Source organism: Luteibacter sp. 621, assembly GCF_050435445.1.
In the GTDB taxonomy this organism is placed as follows: Bacteria; Pseudomonadota; Gammaproteobacteria; order Xanthomonadales; family Rhodanobacteraceae; genus Luteibacter.
Genome location: NZ_JBNDKI010000006.1, coordinates 88,497 through 104,032, shown reverse-complemented (window position 1 = coordinate 104,032; position 15,536 = coordinate 88,497). Strand labels below are relative to the sequence as shown.

Annotated in this window: 12 protein-coding genes; 6 read left to right on the top strand and 6 right to left on the bottom strand. The window is 62.9% G+C overall.

Annotation, left to right across the window (positions count from 1 at the left end; all coding sequences use genetic code 11):
- Positions 1–30 precede the first annotated feature (30 nt).
- Positions 31–1,383, top strand: a complete 1,353-nt coding sequence (locus ABIE56_RS08995) for a hypothetical protein (RefSeq protein WP_429243471.1) — start codon at positions 31–33, stop codon at positions 1,381–1,383.
- 105 nt (positions 1,384–1,488) lie between these two features.
- Positions 1,489–2,655 carry an acyltransferase family protein gene (locus tag ABIE56_RS08990; protein WP_429243470.1) on the top strand — a complete coding sequence of 389 codons (1,167 nt, stop codon included), beginning with the start codon at positions 1,489–1,491 and terminating at the stop codon, positions 2,653–2,655.
- Positions 2,656–2,777: 122 nt separating this feature from the next.
- Here the strand turns inward: ABIE56_RS08990 and ABIE56_RS08985 are convergent, their stop codons facing one another.
- Together ABIE56_RS08985 and ABIE56_RS08980 are read right to left on the bottom strand one after the other, a co-directional pair.
- Entirely contained in the window at positions 2,778–3,719 is a 942-nt protein-coding gene (locus ABIE56_RS08985) for an electron transfer flavoprotein subunit alpha/FixB family protein (protein ID WP_429243469.1), read from the bottom strand.
- Positions 3,720–3,743: 24 nt separating this feature from the next.
- On the bottom strand, positions 3,744–4,490 hold the full coding sequence (locus ABIE56_RS08980; protein WP_429243468.1) for an electron transfer flavoprotein subunit beta/FixA family protein: 747 nt from the start codon (positions 4,488–4,490) through the stop codon (positions 3,744–3,746).
- 276 nt (positions 4,491–4,766) lie between these two features.
- Between ABIE56_RS08980 and ABIE56_RS08975 the strand changes: the two genes are divergently transcribed.
- The 4 genes from ABIE56_RS08975 to ABIE56_RS08960 are packed head-to-tail and all read left to right on the top strand — an operon-like array spanning position 4,767 to position 9,525.
- Positions 4,767–5,738, top strand: a complete 972-nt coding sequence (locus tag ABIE56_RS08975) for a glycosyltransferase family 2 protein (protein ID WP_429243467.1) — start codon at positions 4,767–4,769, stop codon at positions 5,736–5,738.
- Complete coding sequence (locus tag ABIE56_RS08970; protein ID WP_429243466.1) at positions 5,728–6,372, top strand: class I SAM-dependent methyltransferase; 645 nt, start codon at positions 5,728–5,730, stop codon at positions 6,370–6,372. Before ABIE56_RS08975 ends, ABIE56_RS08970 begins: the two co-directional genes overlap by 11 nt.
- Positions 6,365–7,258 carry a hypothetical protein gene (locus ABIE56_RS08965; protein ID WP_429243465.1) on the top strand — a complete coding sequence of 298 codons (894 nt, stop codon included), beginning with the start codon at positions 6,365–6,367 and terminating at the stop codon, positions 7,256–7,258. The genes ABIE56_RS08970 and ABIE56_RS08965 overlap by 8 nt, the downstream gene beginning before the upstream one ends.
- On the top strand, positions 7,255–9,525 hold the full coding sequence (locus tag ABIE56_RS08960; RefSeq protein ID WP_429243464.1) for a hypothetical protein: 2,271 nt from the start codon (positions 7,255–7,257) through the stop codon (positions 9,523–9,525). Before ABIE56_RS08965 ends, ABIE56_RS08960 begins: the two co-directional genes overlap by 4 nt.
- Here ABIE56_RS08960 and ABIE56_RS08955 read toward each other — a convergent pair whose 3' ends face one another.
- The 4 genes from ABIE56_RS08955 to ABIE56_RS08940 are packed head-to-tail and all read right to left on the bottom strand — an operon-like array spanning position 9,526 to position 15,435.
- On the bottom strand, positions 9,526–12,315 hold the full coding sequence (locus tag ABIE56_RS08955; RefSeq protein ID WP_429243463.1) for a glycosyltransferase family 4 protein: 2,790 nt from the start codon (positions 12,313–12,315) through the stop codon (positions 9,526–9,528).
- 23 nt (positions 12,316–12,338) lie between these two features.
- Positions 12,339–12,575, bottom strand: a complete 237-nt coding sequence (locus ABIE56_RS08950; protein WP_429243462.1) for a hypothetical protein — start codon at positions 12,573–12,575, stop codon at positions 12,339–12,341.
- Positions 12,572–13,828, bottom strand: coding sequence for a glycosyltransferase (locus tag ABIE56_RS08945; protein WP_429243461.1), 1,257 nt, complete (start codon positions 13,826–13,828; stop codon positions 12,572–12,574). The genes ABIE56_RS08950 and ABIE56_RS08945 overlap by 4 nt, the downstream gene beginning before the upstream one ends.
- Positions 13,828–15,435 carry an electron transfer flavoprotein-ubiquinone oxidoreductase gene (locus tag ABIE56_RS08940; protein WP_429243460.1) on the bottom strand — a complete coding sequence of 536 codons (1,608 nt, stop codon included), beginning with the start codon at positions 15,433–15,435 and terminating at the stop codon, positions 13,828–13,830. The genes ABIE56_RS08945 and ABIE56_RS08940 overlap by 1 nt, the downstream gene beginning before the upstream one ends.
- Positions 15,436–15,536: the final 101 nt, after the last annotated feature.

Sequence of the window (15,536 nt, the reverse complement as noted above, 5' to 3'; positions counted from 1 at the left end):
CAGGGAAACGTTTGTGCAAAAGGAACTGCTGTGAGTCACGCGGAATCGAATCGTCGAGTTTTCTTCTTTGGCTGGTTTCTTGCGATTGCAATGCTGTGGCTAGCCTTTCGCGGCTCTCAGCGGCACGCAGATTTCTTGGTTACGGATCTCGCTGCGTGGCAGGGCGACTGGCAAGGCCTCATTGGCTGTCTCACGCGGGCGAGTGCCGCGGTTCCCTGCTTTGGACAGGTGAGCAAGTTTCCGTTGGCCTACCTGATCAATTCACTAATGCTTGGCGTGTCACCGGGACGTGCCCAGTTGCTTCTCACGTTAGTCAATGGCTTCGCGCTTGTTTTGCCGATCGTGGTGCTTGCGTTGACTCAGGGGCTGTCAGTCGTGCGTCACGTCGGTTGGCCATATCTGCTTGCGTTGGCCCTAAGCCCGTTGCCGATGTTTTATGTTGCCAGCGGCGCACTTGAGGTCCAGGCCGGTGTGTTCTGCGGTATCTACCTCGGTGGGCTCGCGCGAATCCTTACGTCGTCCCATCTCGACGCCGGCAAACGGACGGCGTGGGTTGTCGCCATAGCGGGATTGGTATTCCCGCTGTACAAAGACACGGCCGCCGTACTCGTCGGCTTCGGGGTGCTCGTCACGCTTGCATGGCATGCCAACGGGCTCCGTGAAGTTGCATCGACGCCGGTTGGGCGCGCACGATTGTGGCGCTGCGGATTGCTGTTTACGGGCCCCGTGCTCCTGGGACAGTTGCTTGACCTCAGCTACTGTTGGGTCAAATTCGGCGTACCGTTGCCACTGGCCTACATGAACGAAGCGGCTGAGGCCGGTCCGTCGTACGCCAGAAGCGCTGAGTTCCTAGCTGGATCCCTACTTTCCCCCAATGGGGGGGTGCTCATCTTTTGGTGCTTTCCGCTGTTTATCGCCATTGCCGGGTGGCGCGTGGCTGGCTTTATTCCCCGGCGAACGGTCGTCTTCCTGGCGATCACGTCGGCGGCTGTGTTCCTGGTTGCGCTGTCTCGCTGGTGGACACCGTTCGGCTGGGATGGTTGGGGCAATCGATTGATGATCCCGGTGATGGTAGCGACGCTTGCTGCGTTCCCATTTGCCATGCGTCCGCGGCAACTCGCGACGGAGCCTATGCTGAGCCGGCGCGTATGCCTTACATGCGCGCCATTGGTTGCGGCGTCCTTTTATTACGTGGCATTGCCCTATACGCAATCGCAGGCTCGTTCATTGCGTGATTCACTGCGGCCTGGGATGCACTGCATGCGTATGAGCGACTTCCAGGCGACGCCCCAGCCGTTGGCATTCTGGCGAAGCGATATTTATTACTCGTGCGCACGCGAGCGAATGCTTTACATACCTTGGCGGCACAGCCGCGTGCGTTGAGATCCACGAACTTCGCGTTGACAGCTCCGGTATCGCGCAGGTGTCGGTGCTGCATGACCACGTTATAGTCTGACGGTAGAATCACATGATTTGCGAAGGGCTGCGATGAGAAAGGATGCAAGTGCGGACGGACTTCGAGGCGTGGCCGCGGTCAACGTCGTGCTGTGTCACCTGTTGTTCACGATTTTCCCTGTCGGCTTCCAGTACCTGTGGCCGCATGCAGCCGAGGCTACGATACAACTTGGAGCAATGGAGCGGATCCTTTCAGCTCCTTTTCTCTCGGTCTTCTGGAATGGGAACTTCCCCGTTTGCATCTTTTTCGTGCTCAGTGGCTACGTGCTAACGGCTGTTTTTTCCGCTAACGGCGACCTTGACCAGTTGACCACGCAGGCACTCAGGCGGTATTTCAGGCTCGGCGTTCCCGTGCTTGGCAGCGTCCTTCTGGCGTACGTCGCGATGCATTTTGGCATTGCTTCGCGCCAACACGTAGTGAGCCTAACCGGCAATCACTGGCTCGCGACCTTCTGGAAGTTTGATCCCACGATTGGCATGGCCGTTAAGGATGGCGCCTACCAAGCCATGCTCACGGGCGCATCGGCATTCGTGCCGGTCCTTTGGACCATGCGCATCGAGTTACTCGGGTCGTTCCTCGTGTTCGGTTACGCTGCACTCGCGCCACGTGGTCCGTTGGCACTGCTCTTTTTTGCTGTGGTAACGGTGGCGATCTCCTCAATCGCTCCGGAGACGTGGCCTTTCTATGCGGGGTTTCTGGTCGGCGTTCATATCGGCCGGGTACGAACGTCTAATCGGAAAGCCCTCGCCATGGCAGTTGTCGGCGCCATTGTGTTCGGCAGCTTCGATGCTTCGCCGTTGTTCGACTGGTCGGTGGGTATCTCGAGCGACTTTTACTGGCGAAAGAACTTTTTCAATATGCTAGGTGGTGCATGCGCGGTGTACGCCGTGCGCTGCGGGTTTGGTGCACGGGTCCTCACCTGCCCGCCCGTTCAGTTCGTAGGTCGTATTTCCTACGCCCTATATCTTGTTCACTTTTCCCTGGTGCTAAGCCTCGAGCCGATCCTGTATGCGAGCCTGAGCGGATGGGGTTTGTCCCGGGCGCCGGCGGCCGCGATGTCCATTGCCGCCACGCTTTTTGCGACCTTCATTGTGGCGGTGATGTTTCGGCGGACCTTTGACGCTTGGGGCATTGCCCTTAGCCATCGGCTGTTTCCGGGCACGAGCCGCGTCGAATCAATCCCTAAGGTCGCGCGTTAATCACACAGGCCATGACGTCGAGGCGCGCCTCTGACTGAAATGGCAAAAAAATTGGCCTGGATGCGATCCAGGCCAATTTTCATAGCGCCAGAATCCCGTGGCGCGCTACCTGCGAGCTGGTCTCAGCCCAGGGCGGCCTCAAGTTCCGGCAGGATCTTGAACAGATCCCCCACCAGGCCGATATCGGCGATCTCGAAGATCGGCGCCTCGCCATCCTTGTTGATGGCAACGATGGTGCCGGCATCCTTGATACCCGTCAGGTGCTGGATGGCGCCCGAGATACCCACGGCGATGTACAGCTCCGGGGCGATGATCTTGCCGGTCTGGCCGACCTGCATCTCGTTGGGCACGTAGCCGGCATCCACCGCGGCGCGGGAGGCGCCCACGGCCGCACCGATCTTGTCGGCGAACTTGTAAATGATCTCGAAGTTTTCCTTCGAGCCCACGCCACGGCCGCCCGAGACCACCTTGGGGGCGCCCTGCAGGTCGGGGCGGTCGCTCTTGCCCTGCTGCAAGTTCACGAAACGGGTGTGCGAGGGCAGGGCGACGTCCAGGCTGAGCGCCTCGATCGGGGCATTGCCGGTGCTGGCCGCGGCCGGCCAGGAGGCCGTGCGGATGGTGGCGACCACCGTGGAACCGGCGTCGACCTCGACCGTGACAATGGCATTGCCGGCGTAGATCGGGCGCTTGAAGCTGTGCGGGCCTTCCACGGTCATGACGTCGCTGACCTGCGAGACGCCCAGCAGGGCGGCCACGCGGGGGGCGAGGTCCTTGCCAAAGGTGGTGGACGGGGCGAAGACGTGGGTGTACCCGGCCGCGGCCTTGGCCACCTGCGGCGCGATCACGGCCGCCAGGGCGTGGGCGTTCTCGGCGCGGGCCACGGCCAGCACCTTGGTCACGCCGTCGATCTTCGCGGCTTCAGCCGCGATGGCGTCCGGGGCATCCGAAAGGACGATGACGTCGATGGCATCGGGCTTGGCGGCGGCGGCGGCGCTCACCGCGCGCGCGGTCGAACCGTTGAGCTTGCCATCCAGGTGCTCGGCGATAACGAGGATCTTGCTCATGCTATGTGCTCCTGTCCGGCTGCTTTACAGCAGGCCCTTCTGCTTGAGGGCCGCGACCAGCTCGGCGGCATCGTTCACCATCACGCCCTTGCTGCGCTTGGGCGGCGCGGCGAAATGCGTGGTCTTGATGTGGTCGGCGGCATCCACGCCCAGCGAGCCCAGCTCGATCACATCGATGGGCTTGGACTTGGCCTTCATGATGTCCGGCAGCTTGATGAAGCGCGGCTCGTTCAGGCGCAGGTCGGTGGTGACCACGGCGGGCAGGTCGGCTTCGATGGTTTCCAGGCCGGCATCGACTTCGCGGGTGACCGTAGCCTTGCCGTCGGCGATCTCCACCTTGCTGGCAAACGTGGCCTGCGGGCGGTCCCACAGGGCGGCCAGCATCTGGCCGGTCTGGTTCGCATCGTCATCGATAGCCTGCTTGCCCAGGATCACCAGGCCCGGCTGCTCCTTTTCGACCAGCTTCAGGAAGGTGCGGGCGGCCGTCAGGGGCGAGACGGCATCGGCGGTCTGCACGTGGATGGCGCGGTTGGCACCCATGGCCAGGCCATTACGCAGGTGGGCGGTGAGGTCCGCCGGGCCGATACCGACCACGATCACTTCCTCGGCCACGCCCTTCTCGCGCAGGCGCAGGGCCTCTTCGAGGGCGATATCGTCAAACGGGTTGGCGGAGAGCTTCACGCCATCGGTCACGACGCCCGTGCCATCGGGCTTTACCTGGATGCGGACGTTGTAGTCCACGACGCGCTTGTAGCCGACCAGAATCTTCATTCGGGGGTTCCTGTACGTGGAGCGGCCGCAATGGTGGCCGCCTCTTGGGAACCCCGCATTCTAGCGAATCTTCAAACCAGCGTTTGACGCGATGCGGTAGGGGCCGATAGCCGTTGGGATGGAACCTACGGAGGAGGAGCCAACAAACTTTTAACTGACTAGGCAGTAATTACGAAAGCTTGTCATCCAGATCACGTTTGTTGCGTTTGTGTGACTGGGGACCTTTCTTGTAGCTTTCACAGGGTGGCGCCGGATGCGCCGCCGCAAGGGCAGAAAATGAAACTAATTATCCAGATCCCGTGCCTTAACGAGGAGGCCACGTTAGGGACAGCGCTCGCCGATCTGCCGAGGCAGGTGGAGGGATTCGAGACCGTCGAGTGGCTGATCATTGATGACGGCAGTTCGGATGAGACTGCGGCCGTGGCAAGGGCGCACGGCGTGGACCACGTGGTGACCCACGCGTGTAATCAGGGGCTTGCGCGGGCCTTTATCTCGGGCATCGAGGAGTGCCTGCGCTGTGGCGCGGATGTCATCGTCAATACCGATGCAGATAACCAGTACAGCGCCGCCGACATTCCATTGCTGACCGCCCCCGTGGTGGCCGGGCGCGCCGATATGGTTGTTGGTTCGCGGCCCATCAGCTCAATCGACCACTTCTCGCGCGTAAAAAAAATGTTGCAAGAGCTGGGGAGCAAAGTCGTCCGCCTGGCAAGCGGCTCCCAGGTGACCGACGCCCCGAGCGGATTCCGCGCCATTAGCCGCGCTGCCGCTCAGCAATTGATTGTCTTCAACCGTTATACCTACACGCTCGAAACCATTATCCAGGCGGGACAGCGTGGCCTTGTGCTGGAATCGGTGCCTATCCACGTCAACGACGACCTCCGGCCGTCACGCCTGGTCCGAAGTATTCCGTCCTATGTCAGGCGGAGCATCGTCACGATCGTCCGGATATTCGTGGTCTATCGGCCGTTTCGGTTCTTCGCATCGATTGGTATCGCGCTTTTCGTGGCCGGACTCATCCCCGGGATCCGGTTTGTCGTGAAATACCTGCAAGGCGATGGCGATGGCCACATTCAGTCGTTGATCCTGGCTGCCATCCTGCTGGGCATGGGTTTCCAGACCATGCTGATTGCCTTTGTGGCCGACCTTCTGGCGGCAAACCGAAGGTTGCTCGAGGATGTGCGGTACAAGCAGGCACTTGCGGACGATCGCGCGTCCGCAGCAATGGGCGATGATCATGACGCATAAGGTGGCGGGTGGCACCATCGATGCCCAAGGGCTGGTCATCGGTAACACCTTCGATAAGTATGGCTCGCGGAACATCGTGGTCAGGCGCCTCATGCAAGGCTTTCACGACGCGCTCGATGCGCTGGTGGCGCGTGCCAGCCCAGCGGCGATCCACGAGGTAGGCTGTGGCGAAGGCTATTGGATCGCTCAGTGGCACGCTGCGGGCTTCACGGTTTCTGGCTGCGATATCTCATCGGAGGTGGTAGCTCTGGCCCGTGAGAACACGGCGACTCTCGGCCTGGCGGAAGCTACGTTCGAGGTTCGCAACATCTATGACCTGGCTGGGCGCCGTGATCCCGACGAACTCGTCGTTTGCTGCGAAGTGCTAGAGCATCTCGACGATCCCGAGCGAGGCCTGCGCGCACTCCAAGCCATCGTAGACGACTACGTCATCGTAAGCGTGCCGCGAGAACCCATCTGGCGTGCGCTGAACATGGTTCGGGGAAAGTACCTCGCAGACCTTGGCAATACCCCGGGGCACATCCAGCATTGGTCCGCCGATGCATTTAAGAAGCTCGTCGTTCGTTACTTCGATATCGTCGAGGTGCGCAACCCGCTGCCGTGGACCATGATCCTGGCCCGCGCACGTGGCTGACGGGCAATCGCGCGCTCCACGCTGGAAGCGTTACGCGCATGCGGTGGGCGGACTGTTCGCTGTAGGGGGCCTTGTATTTGTTGTCGTGCAGCTCCGCCGTTACGGCGCTTCGCTTGATGCGGTCAGCGTTCGGGGCGCGGATTGGCTGGCCTTCGGCTGCCTGATCCTTGCAGGGGTTGGGATGAATGCGTGTCTGGCGCTGGCCTGGCGCGCCGTCTTGTCTGCGGAAGGAACGTACGTCACCCGACGCTGGGCCGTCGCGACGTACGCCACGACGCACGTCGCGCGCTACATACCGGGGAATATCTTTCATTATGCAGGACGCCAGGCTGTGGGGATGGCAGTCGGGTTATCCGGACGATCCCTGGCCAAGGCGTCGCTGCTTGAGCTCGTCATGGTCGGGGCGTGCGGTGTCTTGCTTGGACTCTATGCAACGCCGCTGTTGCTTCCCGCATTGGCGGTGCCCGCATGGTTTCTGGCTGTGTCGTGCATCGTCGTACTGGCGCCGTGGCTGGTCCGGCGGGTGGCTGGGCCCGCATACGCAAGGGCTACCGCCCTATACCTGGCCTACCTGATGGCGTCGGCGGCCACGTTTATCACCGTCGTATGTGTTCGCGGGGCGATCATGCCTGGTGGCGCGGCTGGGTTCGCCGCGGTGGCTGGAGCCTACGTGGCCGCATGGCTAATTGGTATGGTCACGCCGGGCGCGCCAGCCGGCCTCGGCGTCCGCGAAGCGGTCGTGCTTTATTTCCTAAGGACATCCATGGACGCGTCGACGCTTCTTTTCGCGGTCTTGGCAACGCGGATTATCGCCGTATGCGCTGACGCACTCGCTTGCCTGGTGGGGCTCGCATTACGCGGCCGGCGGCAGGAGACCATGGCATGACGGCCTGGCATCGATCGCGAGCAGCCTACGGCACGTTTGCCACCCTGGTTTTCGTGGTGGCTCTGTTCGTGAATGGAGCGATACCCGGTGTCACGGTCCCTACCCTGGGCCAGGCACTTTGGACAGCAAGCTTTGCGCAGTCATTCGCTAATAGTGGGCTGTTTTCCATCTACGCCCATAACTTCGGCGCTCCCATGCCGGCCGCGATATCGTTCGGCCTCGCGGGCGCACTGCCGTGCGCCTGGCTGATCGGCGTAGGTATGAAGCCGCTCGTTGCCTACACAGCCATGTTCGCACTGTGGCTGGCCATTGCTTACGTGGGAGCCATCGCATCTTGTTGGCGGCTTGGCACGCGCGGTTGGTTGGCATGCGCGCTAGCAGGCCTGTGGCTTTGTCTGCCCATCGTATACATGCATGCCGGGTACAGCATGCTCGGCTTGGGCATCGCGCTCTTGCCCGCCTACATGTGGGCTATCGCTGGGCTGCTTGACCGTCCGACCCTGCGTGCCGCTGCCGTGCTGGTCGCCGCCACCCTCATTTCGGCGTTCATGGATGGATACACATTCGTCATGTTCGCTGCGGGCGCGGCCGTGCTGAGCCTCGGAAAGCTCTGGGATACGCGGCGATTACCCGACGTACGCCGCCGCTTGCTCACGGTGGCTGCGCCTGCGGTGGTTATTTCGTTCGGCGGCGCGGCGGCCCTTTATAGACTCTACGTCCACGGTGGCCACTACGATACTGCGCCCCTGGCGATGTTCCGCGCATGGGGCATGGACATTACATTCGCTTGGCTACCAACGTCGGGCGAATTCTGGCTGTGGGATGTACTGGGGATTGGCCAGTTACGCGATGAAGCCACGATGTACGGTGATCGCTCGGTGTGGATAACCACGTTCGCGGCGCCGCTCCTGATTTTTGCATGCTATGCGGCCTGGCGCACGCGAAAGCACACATTGACGCGCTGGATCGTGCTGATCGCCATGGCGAGCCTTTTTCTATCGCTCGGCCCGTCGCTGAAAGTCAATTCGCATAAGCCACCTGACGTGTCAGATCCCCTGATGCCGTCGCACGCAGCCGTAACGCGAACGCATACGGCCTACCTAACGACGCACCTGCCCGCAATCCGCATGATGCGAGCGCCTTATCGTTGGGCGGCGCTTGGCTATTGTGCATGCTGGATGCTGGTAGTGATTTATTGCAGCCGCCGCCGGGAGGGGACTCGTTGGTCGGATACCGTGCTCGTCCTCGCACTCGTCGTTATGGTGTTTCCGCACCCGCGCGAGAAGTGGCACGAAGGTTTGGCGTATCGACGGATGGCCGACGCCATCGACGTGGACTGGGTCGGTGGCATGCGCCATGCGGGACTCGGACCAACAGTCGCATTTGTTCCCGTTGGCAACGATTTCCTCGCTGGCTACGCGGCCGCCAGGCTTGGCATCCGTACCTACAATGTCGGTGGTGATAAGAACGTTGGACAAGCGGTCGCTGAGTGGCCGACCGCCATGACCAACCTGGGAGATCCTGTTCGGCCCGAATTCACCGATCTTGCTACCTTCTTCCTGCTCGACGGCACGGGCGATCAGATCATCGTGCCTTACGTCGATCTATTGCGCTCGGCACTCAACTGGCCGTGTTTTGACGGTGCGAGTATTCCGGCGCACCGGCAAGTGTCGACGGCATGCATCGAAACACAGCGGGCACACTATGCGGCAGCCCTCGTAGATGTCAGCAAATCGCCTTACCTTAGCGTGGTCGATGGCCCGTTATTCGCGACCATCTCACTGAAGCCTGCGTTCAGGGATCCTGATGCGCGCAAGCAGGCACGGACTGCGGACATCGCCGCCATCAGCTACCCCGTCGTCATTGCCAGTCAGTTGCACGCGGCGCGGTTTATGCTGACCAGCGGATGGAACCCGGAGGAACCTGGCGTGCGGTGGTCCCAGGCAAAGGCGCGGATCAGCTTGCCGGTTCCCGCCGCATGCAAGGGGCAGCCTTGCAAGGTATCGCTCGGCTTCGGAGCGTTCGCGGCCTCCCCGGAACGGCCCGTGACCCTGGCCGCGCGTTCGCTCGATCGGCCTGGCATCAGTGCAACCACGACAGTAAGGGACTTGGCGAACCACGAGCTGTCGCTGACCGTCCCTGGTGACCGCGATCTGCTCGATATCGCCTTGGATATCCCGGAGGCTACCTCCCCGGCTGCCCTTGGCCTGAGCGTCGATGGTCGTGTCATTGGTATTGATTTGCGAGTCATCGATGTCCACCCCTGATCAGGGGTGATACCGGTCATCCAGGATGTGCGCCGCAAGGGTCGATGCGGACTGATCCCAACTGGGCCACTCATCCTGTGCCTCGCGTACGGGGCGCTCCGTTAGCCAGCGCGCGAGATGCGTCGCAAGTGCTGCTGGCGTCGTCCCCGAGAAGTACGAAGGGTAATCGCCTGCCACTTCCCGGAACACCTTCAACGATCGGGCTATCACCGGTTTGCCCCGTTGCGCAGCTTCGATCACCGGCAGGCCAAAGCCTTCACCGAGCGACGGCGCCAGGAGCGCCGTGCTGGCTTCGTAGATGGCATCGAGCGTGGCATCGTCGCAGCCTTCGAACCAGAACAGCCGCTTGCCTCGTTCGCTATGCCGCTCGATGCGTTCGATCAGCGGGCCGACGAGCCAGCCGCGCTTTCCGACGATAGCCAGGTTCAGGTCGGCATTGGATGCCCAGAGTAGTTCGACGGCATCCAGGGCCTGCTCGTGCCCCTTGCGCGGCTCAATCGTGCCTACCATTAGGAGTGTCGGGCGCGCCGCAAATGCCGCTTCCGTCGCCGCTGAAAGGGTGCCGCGGGCAGGCGGCGCAAGCGGCGCGACACCCGGAGAAAATACACGCAGACGTGGCGGGTGGCCTGGGTGATCCGTACCGAACCAATGGGCGAAGTCATCTGCCGTGCTCTGTGAAACGCAGTGCACGACATCTGCCAGGCTCGCCATGGCCTGTAGCCAGCGCAGAAAGGCCTCGCGCGTCTGGGGATGGAACGCCTCGGGCAAGGTGATGGGTAGCAGGTCGTGGGCGACGAAATGCATAGCGACGCCAGCGCGACGCCACGTGTGGAGCAACGGTGCGGTCGAGGGCAGACTCTCCATGGCCCAATCGAGGCCGACAAACACGTCACTTTCCGTGACAGCCACGGTATCGGCAGAAAGCCCCGCAGGCACAGCGACGTCGAGTAAGGCTGCCGCATACGCATGCGCATGCTCATAGCGCCCGTCGCGGAACGCGATTGGCTCGATGCGTACGCCGGGAGGGGGAGCCGCTAGCCACCGGGTGAGAACATTGCGGACGACGCGCTGTACCCCCGTCTTGAGGTCGTTGCGAGAGATGTGCGTGACGTCGATCAGCCATCGGTGGCCTGTGCGTGGCCGGACGCGGTCCAGCGCGTCCGCGATTCGGGCCAGGTCGCCGTCATCAAGCTGGGCGGCAAGCCGCGTGGCGATCGTGTCCTCGACGGCGCGTTGACGGACCATGGGATGGCCGGCGAAGCGTGCCACCCACGCGGCGCGGGATGCCTCGCCGTCGGTGTGCGTCACCACGGATCTCATGCCGATGGCAGCGGTGCCCCACGCGTCCGCCCGATCAACCGAAGCGGGCGCCACGATCGCGTGCCAGCCAAACGCGCGGTACATATCGAGCGGGCTCATGATGGTGCTGGCGGGGGCGGCCAGGCCTCGCCACTCGACCAGTCCTGGCCAATCGCGAAGGCGGGACGGCAGCGCCCCGATGTTGGTTGCGTCCGCGAGGTACACCGGCACCTCCACATCCACCGGGGGGGCGGACGCGGGTTCGCACGCCCGCCAGCCGGGAGGCGACGGAGGACGCGGGTGCGCTTGCTTGCCGGCCGATTCTTCGATGGCAGCGAGCGCGCGCCCTGCAACCTTCGCCCAGGTGAAGTCGCTGGCACGCGTTCGTCCGGACTTCCTTAGCTCTGCTGCGAATAAGGGATCGTCGAGGACCCGGAGCATCGCGTCACTCAACGAGGTGACATCCTCCGCGTCGAATAACGCGGCCGGATTCCCGATGACTTCTGGCAGGCTGGTCGCATGGTTTGCGATGACCGGCGCGCCGCAGGCCATCGCTTCCAGTGGCGGGAGGCCGAAGCCCTCGCGCGCGGACGGAAAAACAAACAGATCGCATGCCTGATAAAGGCGTACCAGGTCCGCATCGGCGACGTAGCCCGTGAAACGGACCTCGTGCGACTGTAACCTGGCGTCGCGGATTGCCAGGTCGAGGCGCGCTTGAGTGGCCTCATCCAGGCTGCCGGCGATGACGAGTTGATACCGTTCGCGCGTCGCTCGCGGCAGTTGCGCGAACGCCGGAAAGAGCTTCTCCACGTTCTTTCGCGAATCCGTGCCGCCGCTATAGAGAATAAACGGGTGGTCGAGGCCCAGTGGGCGAGCCAAGTCATCGCTGTGCCCCGCTCCCGCCGCACTGGGCTGGAACTGGGCATCGACGCCAGCGCCGATCGTGACGATGCGTGACGGATCGATGCCCAGGCGTTCGATTGCGTCCTTACGTACCCACTCGGATATCGCGAGCAGGAGATCGCAGGCGCGTAATGCCTCCACGCGGCGCATGTACCAGTCCCGTGCGCGCGACTGCCCAAGCTGCGCAGGCTCGTGCAGCGGAATCAGGTCGTAAAGAGTGGCGACGGTGAACTGGCGCGGGAGCCCATGGGGCATGAGCGCATCACTGCCAAACCCTTCAATCAAGCTGCTTAGCCAGACCACGTCCGCGCCATCTATGTCCAGTGCGTGAGCGAATACTCGCTCGGCCGCCTCGCGTCGCGCATCGTTTCCGGCCTTGTCGGCGGATGTATCCCGCAGGGGGCCATAGGCCCGTCGATGGGGGCGCAGGCCCGCTTCGGCAAGGTTCTCGAGCATCTCGTCTACGCCGTCGAGCGCCGCGTTGAACAGCAAATCCACCTGGTGGTGGCCTTCGGCGAGCCGTAGGAATTCGATCGTCGTGGCACGAGTGTACCGACCGATGCCGCGATGGCGGCTGGCGGTCTGCACTCCTTGCATATCGATCTGTATCTTCATTCTCGCGCCCTTGCGCGCATGCGCGTAAGGCATCGTTCGCTTCCATCGGCGAGCTGCGTGGGGTCCACGTCAAGCACTGCCTCAGGGTGCTCCACACGGTAGGCCAGGTTGCGCAAACGTGTGTCCATCCAGGGAACGCGATAGGCCAGATCGACCAAGGCTCGCTTTAGGCGTGGATGGCGCGCGATGCTGCCCAGCAGGTATCGGAGCAGCTTGCGCGGTGTGGTTGTCATGCGGTCGTTCCCAATGCATGGCGGAGGGCGTGGCGGGCGTTATCGACGGAGAAATGCCGACGTACGTTTTCAACGCTGGCATCCGACATCGCGGTCCAGATCCTCTCATCGCTGGACAGCCGGACAATGGCGGCAGCGAACGCCTCAGGGGTGTCGGCGACCAGGGCATCGACGCCATCACGCAGATGCATGCCTTCGGCCGCGATCGTGGTCAGAACGACGGGCAGGCCATGGCTCATTGCCTGATTTACCTTTCCCTTCACCCCCGCCCCGAAACGTAGCGGGGCGATCGACACCAGGGTTTGTTCGTGTAGCGGTGCGAGATCGGCCACTCGGCCGTGCACAAGCACGGCGTCGCTTTCGATCGCACGGCGTGCGATCGCGTCGATATCGCCGACCACATGCAGCCTCATGTGGGGAACGGCACTGCGCACGCGCGGGAGCACGTCGGCGATAAACCAGCGCACAGCGTCCTCGTTGGGTGGATGCCCAAAGCCACCTACGAAGAGCATGCCGTGCCGTCCAACGAAACCTCGCCTGCGGCCATGTGCATCGTGGATATTGCTGAGGAGCGCTACTTTGGATTCAGGGGCTTCACGCGCTAGAACGTCGCGCTCCTCATCGCTCACCACCAGCGTGATATCGCAACGCGCCACCATGGCCAGCTCACGATCACGCGATCGGCGCGCCTGGCGCATCAGCGCGGGGTTGCCCGTGAGCTCCGCTGCCCGCTGTTCACGGATGAAATGCAGGTCCACGGTATCGAATACCGCGCGTGCCTGCGGCGCAAAGCGGCGCACTACGTCGATGTATTGATCGGCCACCGGCAGGCGGCAAAGCATCACGGCATCCAGCGCTGCCCCTTCGCGGGCCAGCCAACGCAGGGCGGGCTCGCGAATGACGCGCACACCCAGCGTCCCCAGCCGGGCAGCATCGGCCGACGAGGCATCGGCATCGTCGGCCAGGAAATCGACCTGCCAGCCATCGCTGTTGAGCAGGGTGAAGATCTGCGAAAGCCGTACGGAGCCCGAATCGCGCGAGGGATCCGGGGTCATGGTCTCGATAACCAGGATGCGCCGTGGCGCATGGCCTGCGGCGGGCGCGCGCACCGTCACTTCCGCCGGCGCGTCGTTCCCTTCAGCTCGCGGGCGCAACGCGCGGCGCAGCGTGCCACCCCAGCCGCGGATGGCAATGCTGCCTTTGGCCCGCTGCGCGAGCCGAACCAGCCGGCGCAGCTTCCACCCTAATTCCATCACAGGTTCTGGTAATTCGGCCCGGACCCGCCCTCAGGCGTGACCCAGGTAATGATCTGGTACGGATCCTTGATATCGCACGTCTTGCAATGCACGCAGTTGGCCGAATTGATCTGCAACCGCTTGCCCGCCTCGTCATTCACGATTTCGTAGACACCTGCGGGGCAGAACCGTTGGCACGGGTTGCCGTACTCAACCGTGCACCGCTCGATACAAATTGACGTATCAGCCACCTTCAAATGAACCGGCTGGTCTTCGTCGTGCTCAGTAGCCGCGAAATACACCGACGCCAACCGATCGCGCGGCGCCAGGGTCCGATCCACATAATCCTTCTTCGGGGCTTCGTACTGGCCCAGCTTCTCCAGCGACGACCAGTCGGCGTGGTTCTTCAGCGTCCATGGCGAGGCGCCGCCCGTGAGGGTTTCCCAGGCGGCGTTGATCAGCCCGCGCCACAGGCCCTTGTTGAAGCCCGGGCGGATGTTGCGCACTTTCTTGAGTTCGGCGACGACCGCTGAGCCGCGTAGTGCAGCGTCCCAGCCAGCCGGATTCAGTTGCGACGCCACCAGATGCTCCGCAGCCAGCATGCCCGAGGCAATCGCCTGGTGCGTGCCCTTGATCTTCGGCACGTTCACGAGGCCCGCGGAATCACCAATGAGGATCGCCCCCGGCATCTCCACCTTCGGCAGCGACTGGAAGCCACCTTCGATGATGGCGCGCGCGCCGGCCGAGACGATGGTGCCGCCCTCAAGCAGGCCCTTCACGTTCGGGTGGTGCTTGAACTGCTGGAACGCCTCGAACGGGGAGAAGTTCGGATCGGGATAGTCCAGGCCGACCACGAAACCGACCGCCACCCGATCGTTATCCAGGTGGTAAAGGAAGCTGCCGCCATAGGTATCGTTCGCGAGCGGCCAGCCGGTGGTGTGCACCACCTTGCCCGCTTCGCCGCGGCCTGGCGGGAGCTGCCACAGCTCCTTGATGCCGATGCCGTAGGTCTGCGGGTCACTCGCCGCGTCGAGGTCGAACTTCTTGATCAGCGTTTTGCTGATATGACCACGGCAGCCTTCGGCCAGCACGGTGACCTTGGCCCGGATGTCGATGCCTTCGGTGTATCCCGGCTTATGCGTGCCGTCGCGCGCAATGCCCATGTCACCAATGCGTACGCCGTTCACGGCGCCGCTTTCATCGAACAGCGCCTCGGCGGCCGCATAGCCGGGGAATACATCCACGCCCAGCGCCTCGGCCTGCGGGGCCAGCCATGCGCACAGGGCGCCCAGGCTGACGATCACATTGCCGTGGTTGTTCATCTGCGGCGGAGCAATGGGCGCCTTGATGCCCGACTGGTGATCCTTGAGCCACCAGAACTCATCCTTCGTCACCGGCACACAGACCGGGGGCGGCGCCTTGCGCCATTCAGGCAGCAGCCGGTCGAGCGGGGCGGTTTCAATCACGGCGCCGGAGAGGATCTGCGCGCCGATCGTCGAGGCCTTCTCGATGACGCAGACCGCGACCTCCGGGTTGAGCTGTTTCGTACGAATCGCGAACGCGAGGCCGGCAGGGCCGGCGCCGACGACGACGAGGTCGTATTCCATGGTTTCGCGTTCGCTCATCGCTGGCTCTCGAATCTGGCTGGCAGGATCAAACGGTTATTGTCCTGTTTCCCCCCAACCCGGGCAAATCGCCGTTTGAAACAGGCCGCCCAGGGGGATTG

Bases quoted from the DNA above. Each gene is read 5' to 3' on its own strand.
- ABIE56_RS08990 (WP_429243470.1), top strand. From the start codon at position 1,489: ATGAGAAAGGATGCAAGTGCGGACGGACTTCGAGGCGTGGCCGCGGTC.
- ABIE56_RS08985 (WP_429243469.1), bottom strand. From the start codon at position 3,719: ATGAGCAAGATCCTCGTTATCGCCGAGCACCTGGATGGCAAGCTCAAC.
- ABIE56_RS08980 (WP_429243468.1), bottom strand. From the start codon at position 4,490: ATGAAGATTCTGGTCGGCTACAAGCGCGTCGTGGACTACAACGTCCGC.
- ABIE56_RS08975 (WP_429243467.1), top strand. From the start codon at position 4,767: ATGAAACTAATTATCCAGATCCCGTGCCTTAACGAGGAGGCCACGTTA.
- ABIE56_RS08970 (WP_429243466.1), top strand. From the start codon at position 5,728: ATGACGCATAAGGTGGCGGGTGGCACCATCGATGCCCAAGGGCTGGTC.
- ABIE56_RS08960 (WP_429243464.1), top strand. From the start codon at position 7,255: ATGACGGCCTGGCATCGATCGCGAGCAGCCTACGGCACGTTTGCCACC.
- ABIE56_RS08950 (WP_429243462.1), bottom strand. From the start codon at position 12,575: ATGACAACCACACCGCGCAAGCTGCTCCGATACCTGCTGGGCAGCATC.
- ABIE56_RS08945 (WP_429243461.1), bottom strand. From the start codon at position 13,828: ATGGAATTAGGGTGGAAGCTGCGCCGGCTGGTTCGGCTCGCGCAGCGG.
- ABIE56_RS08940 (WP_429243460.1), bottom strand. From the start codon at position 15,435: ATGAGCGAACGCGAAACCATGGAATACGACCTCGTCGTCGTCGGCGCC.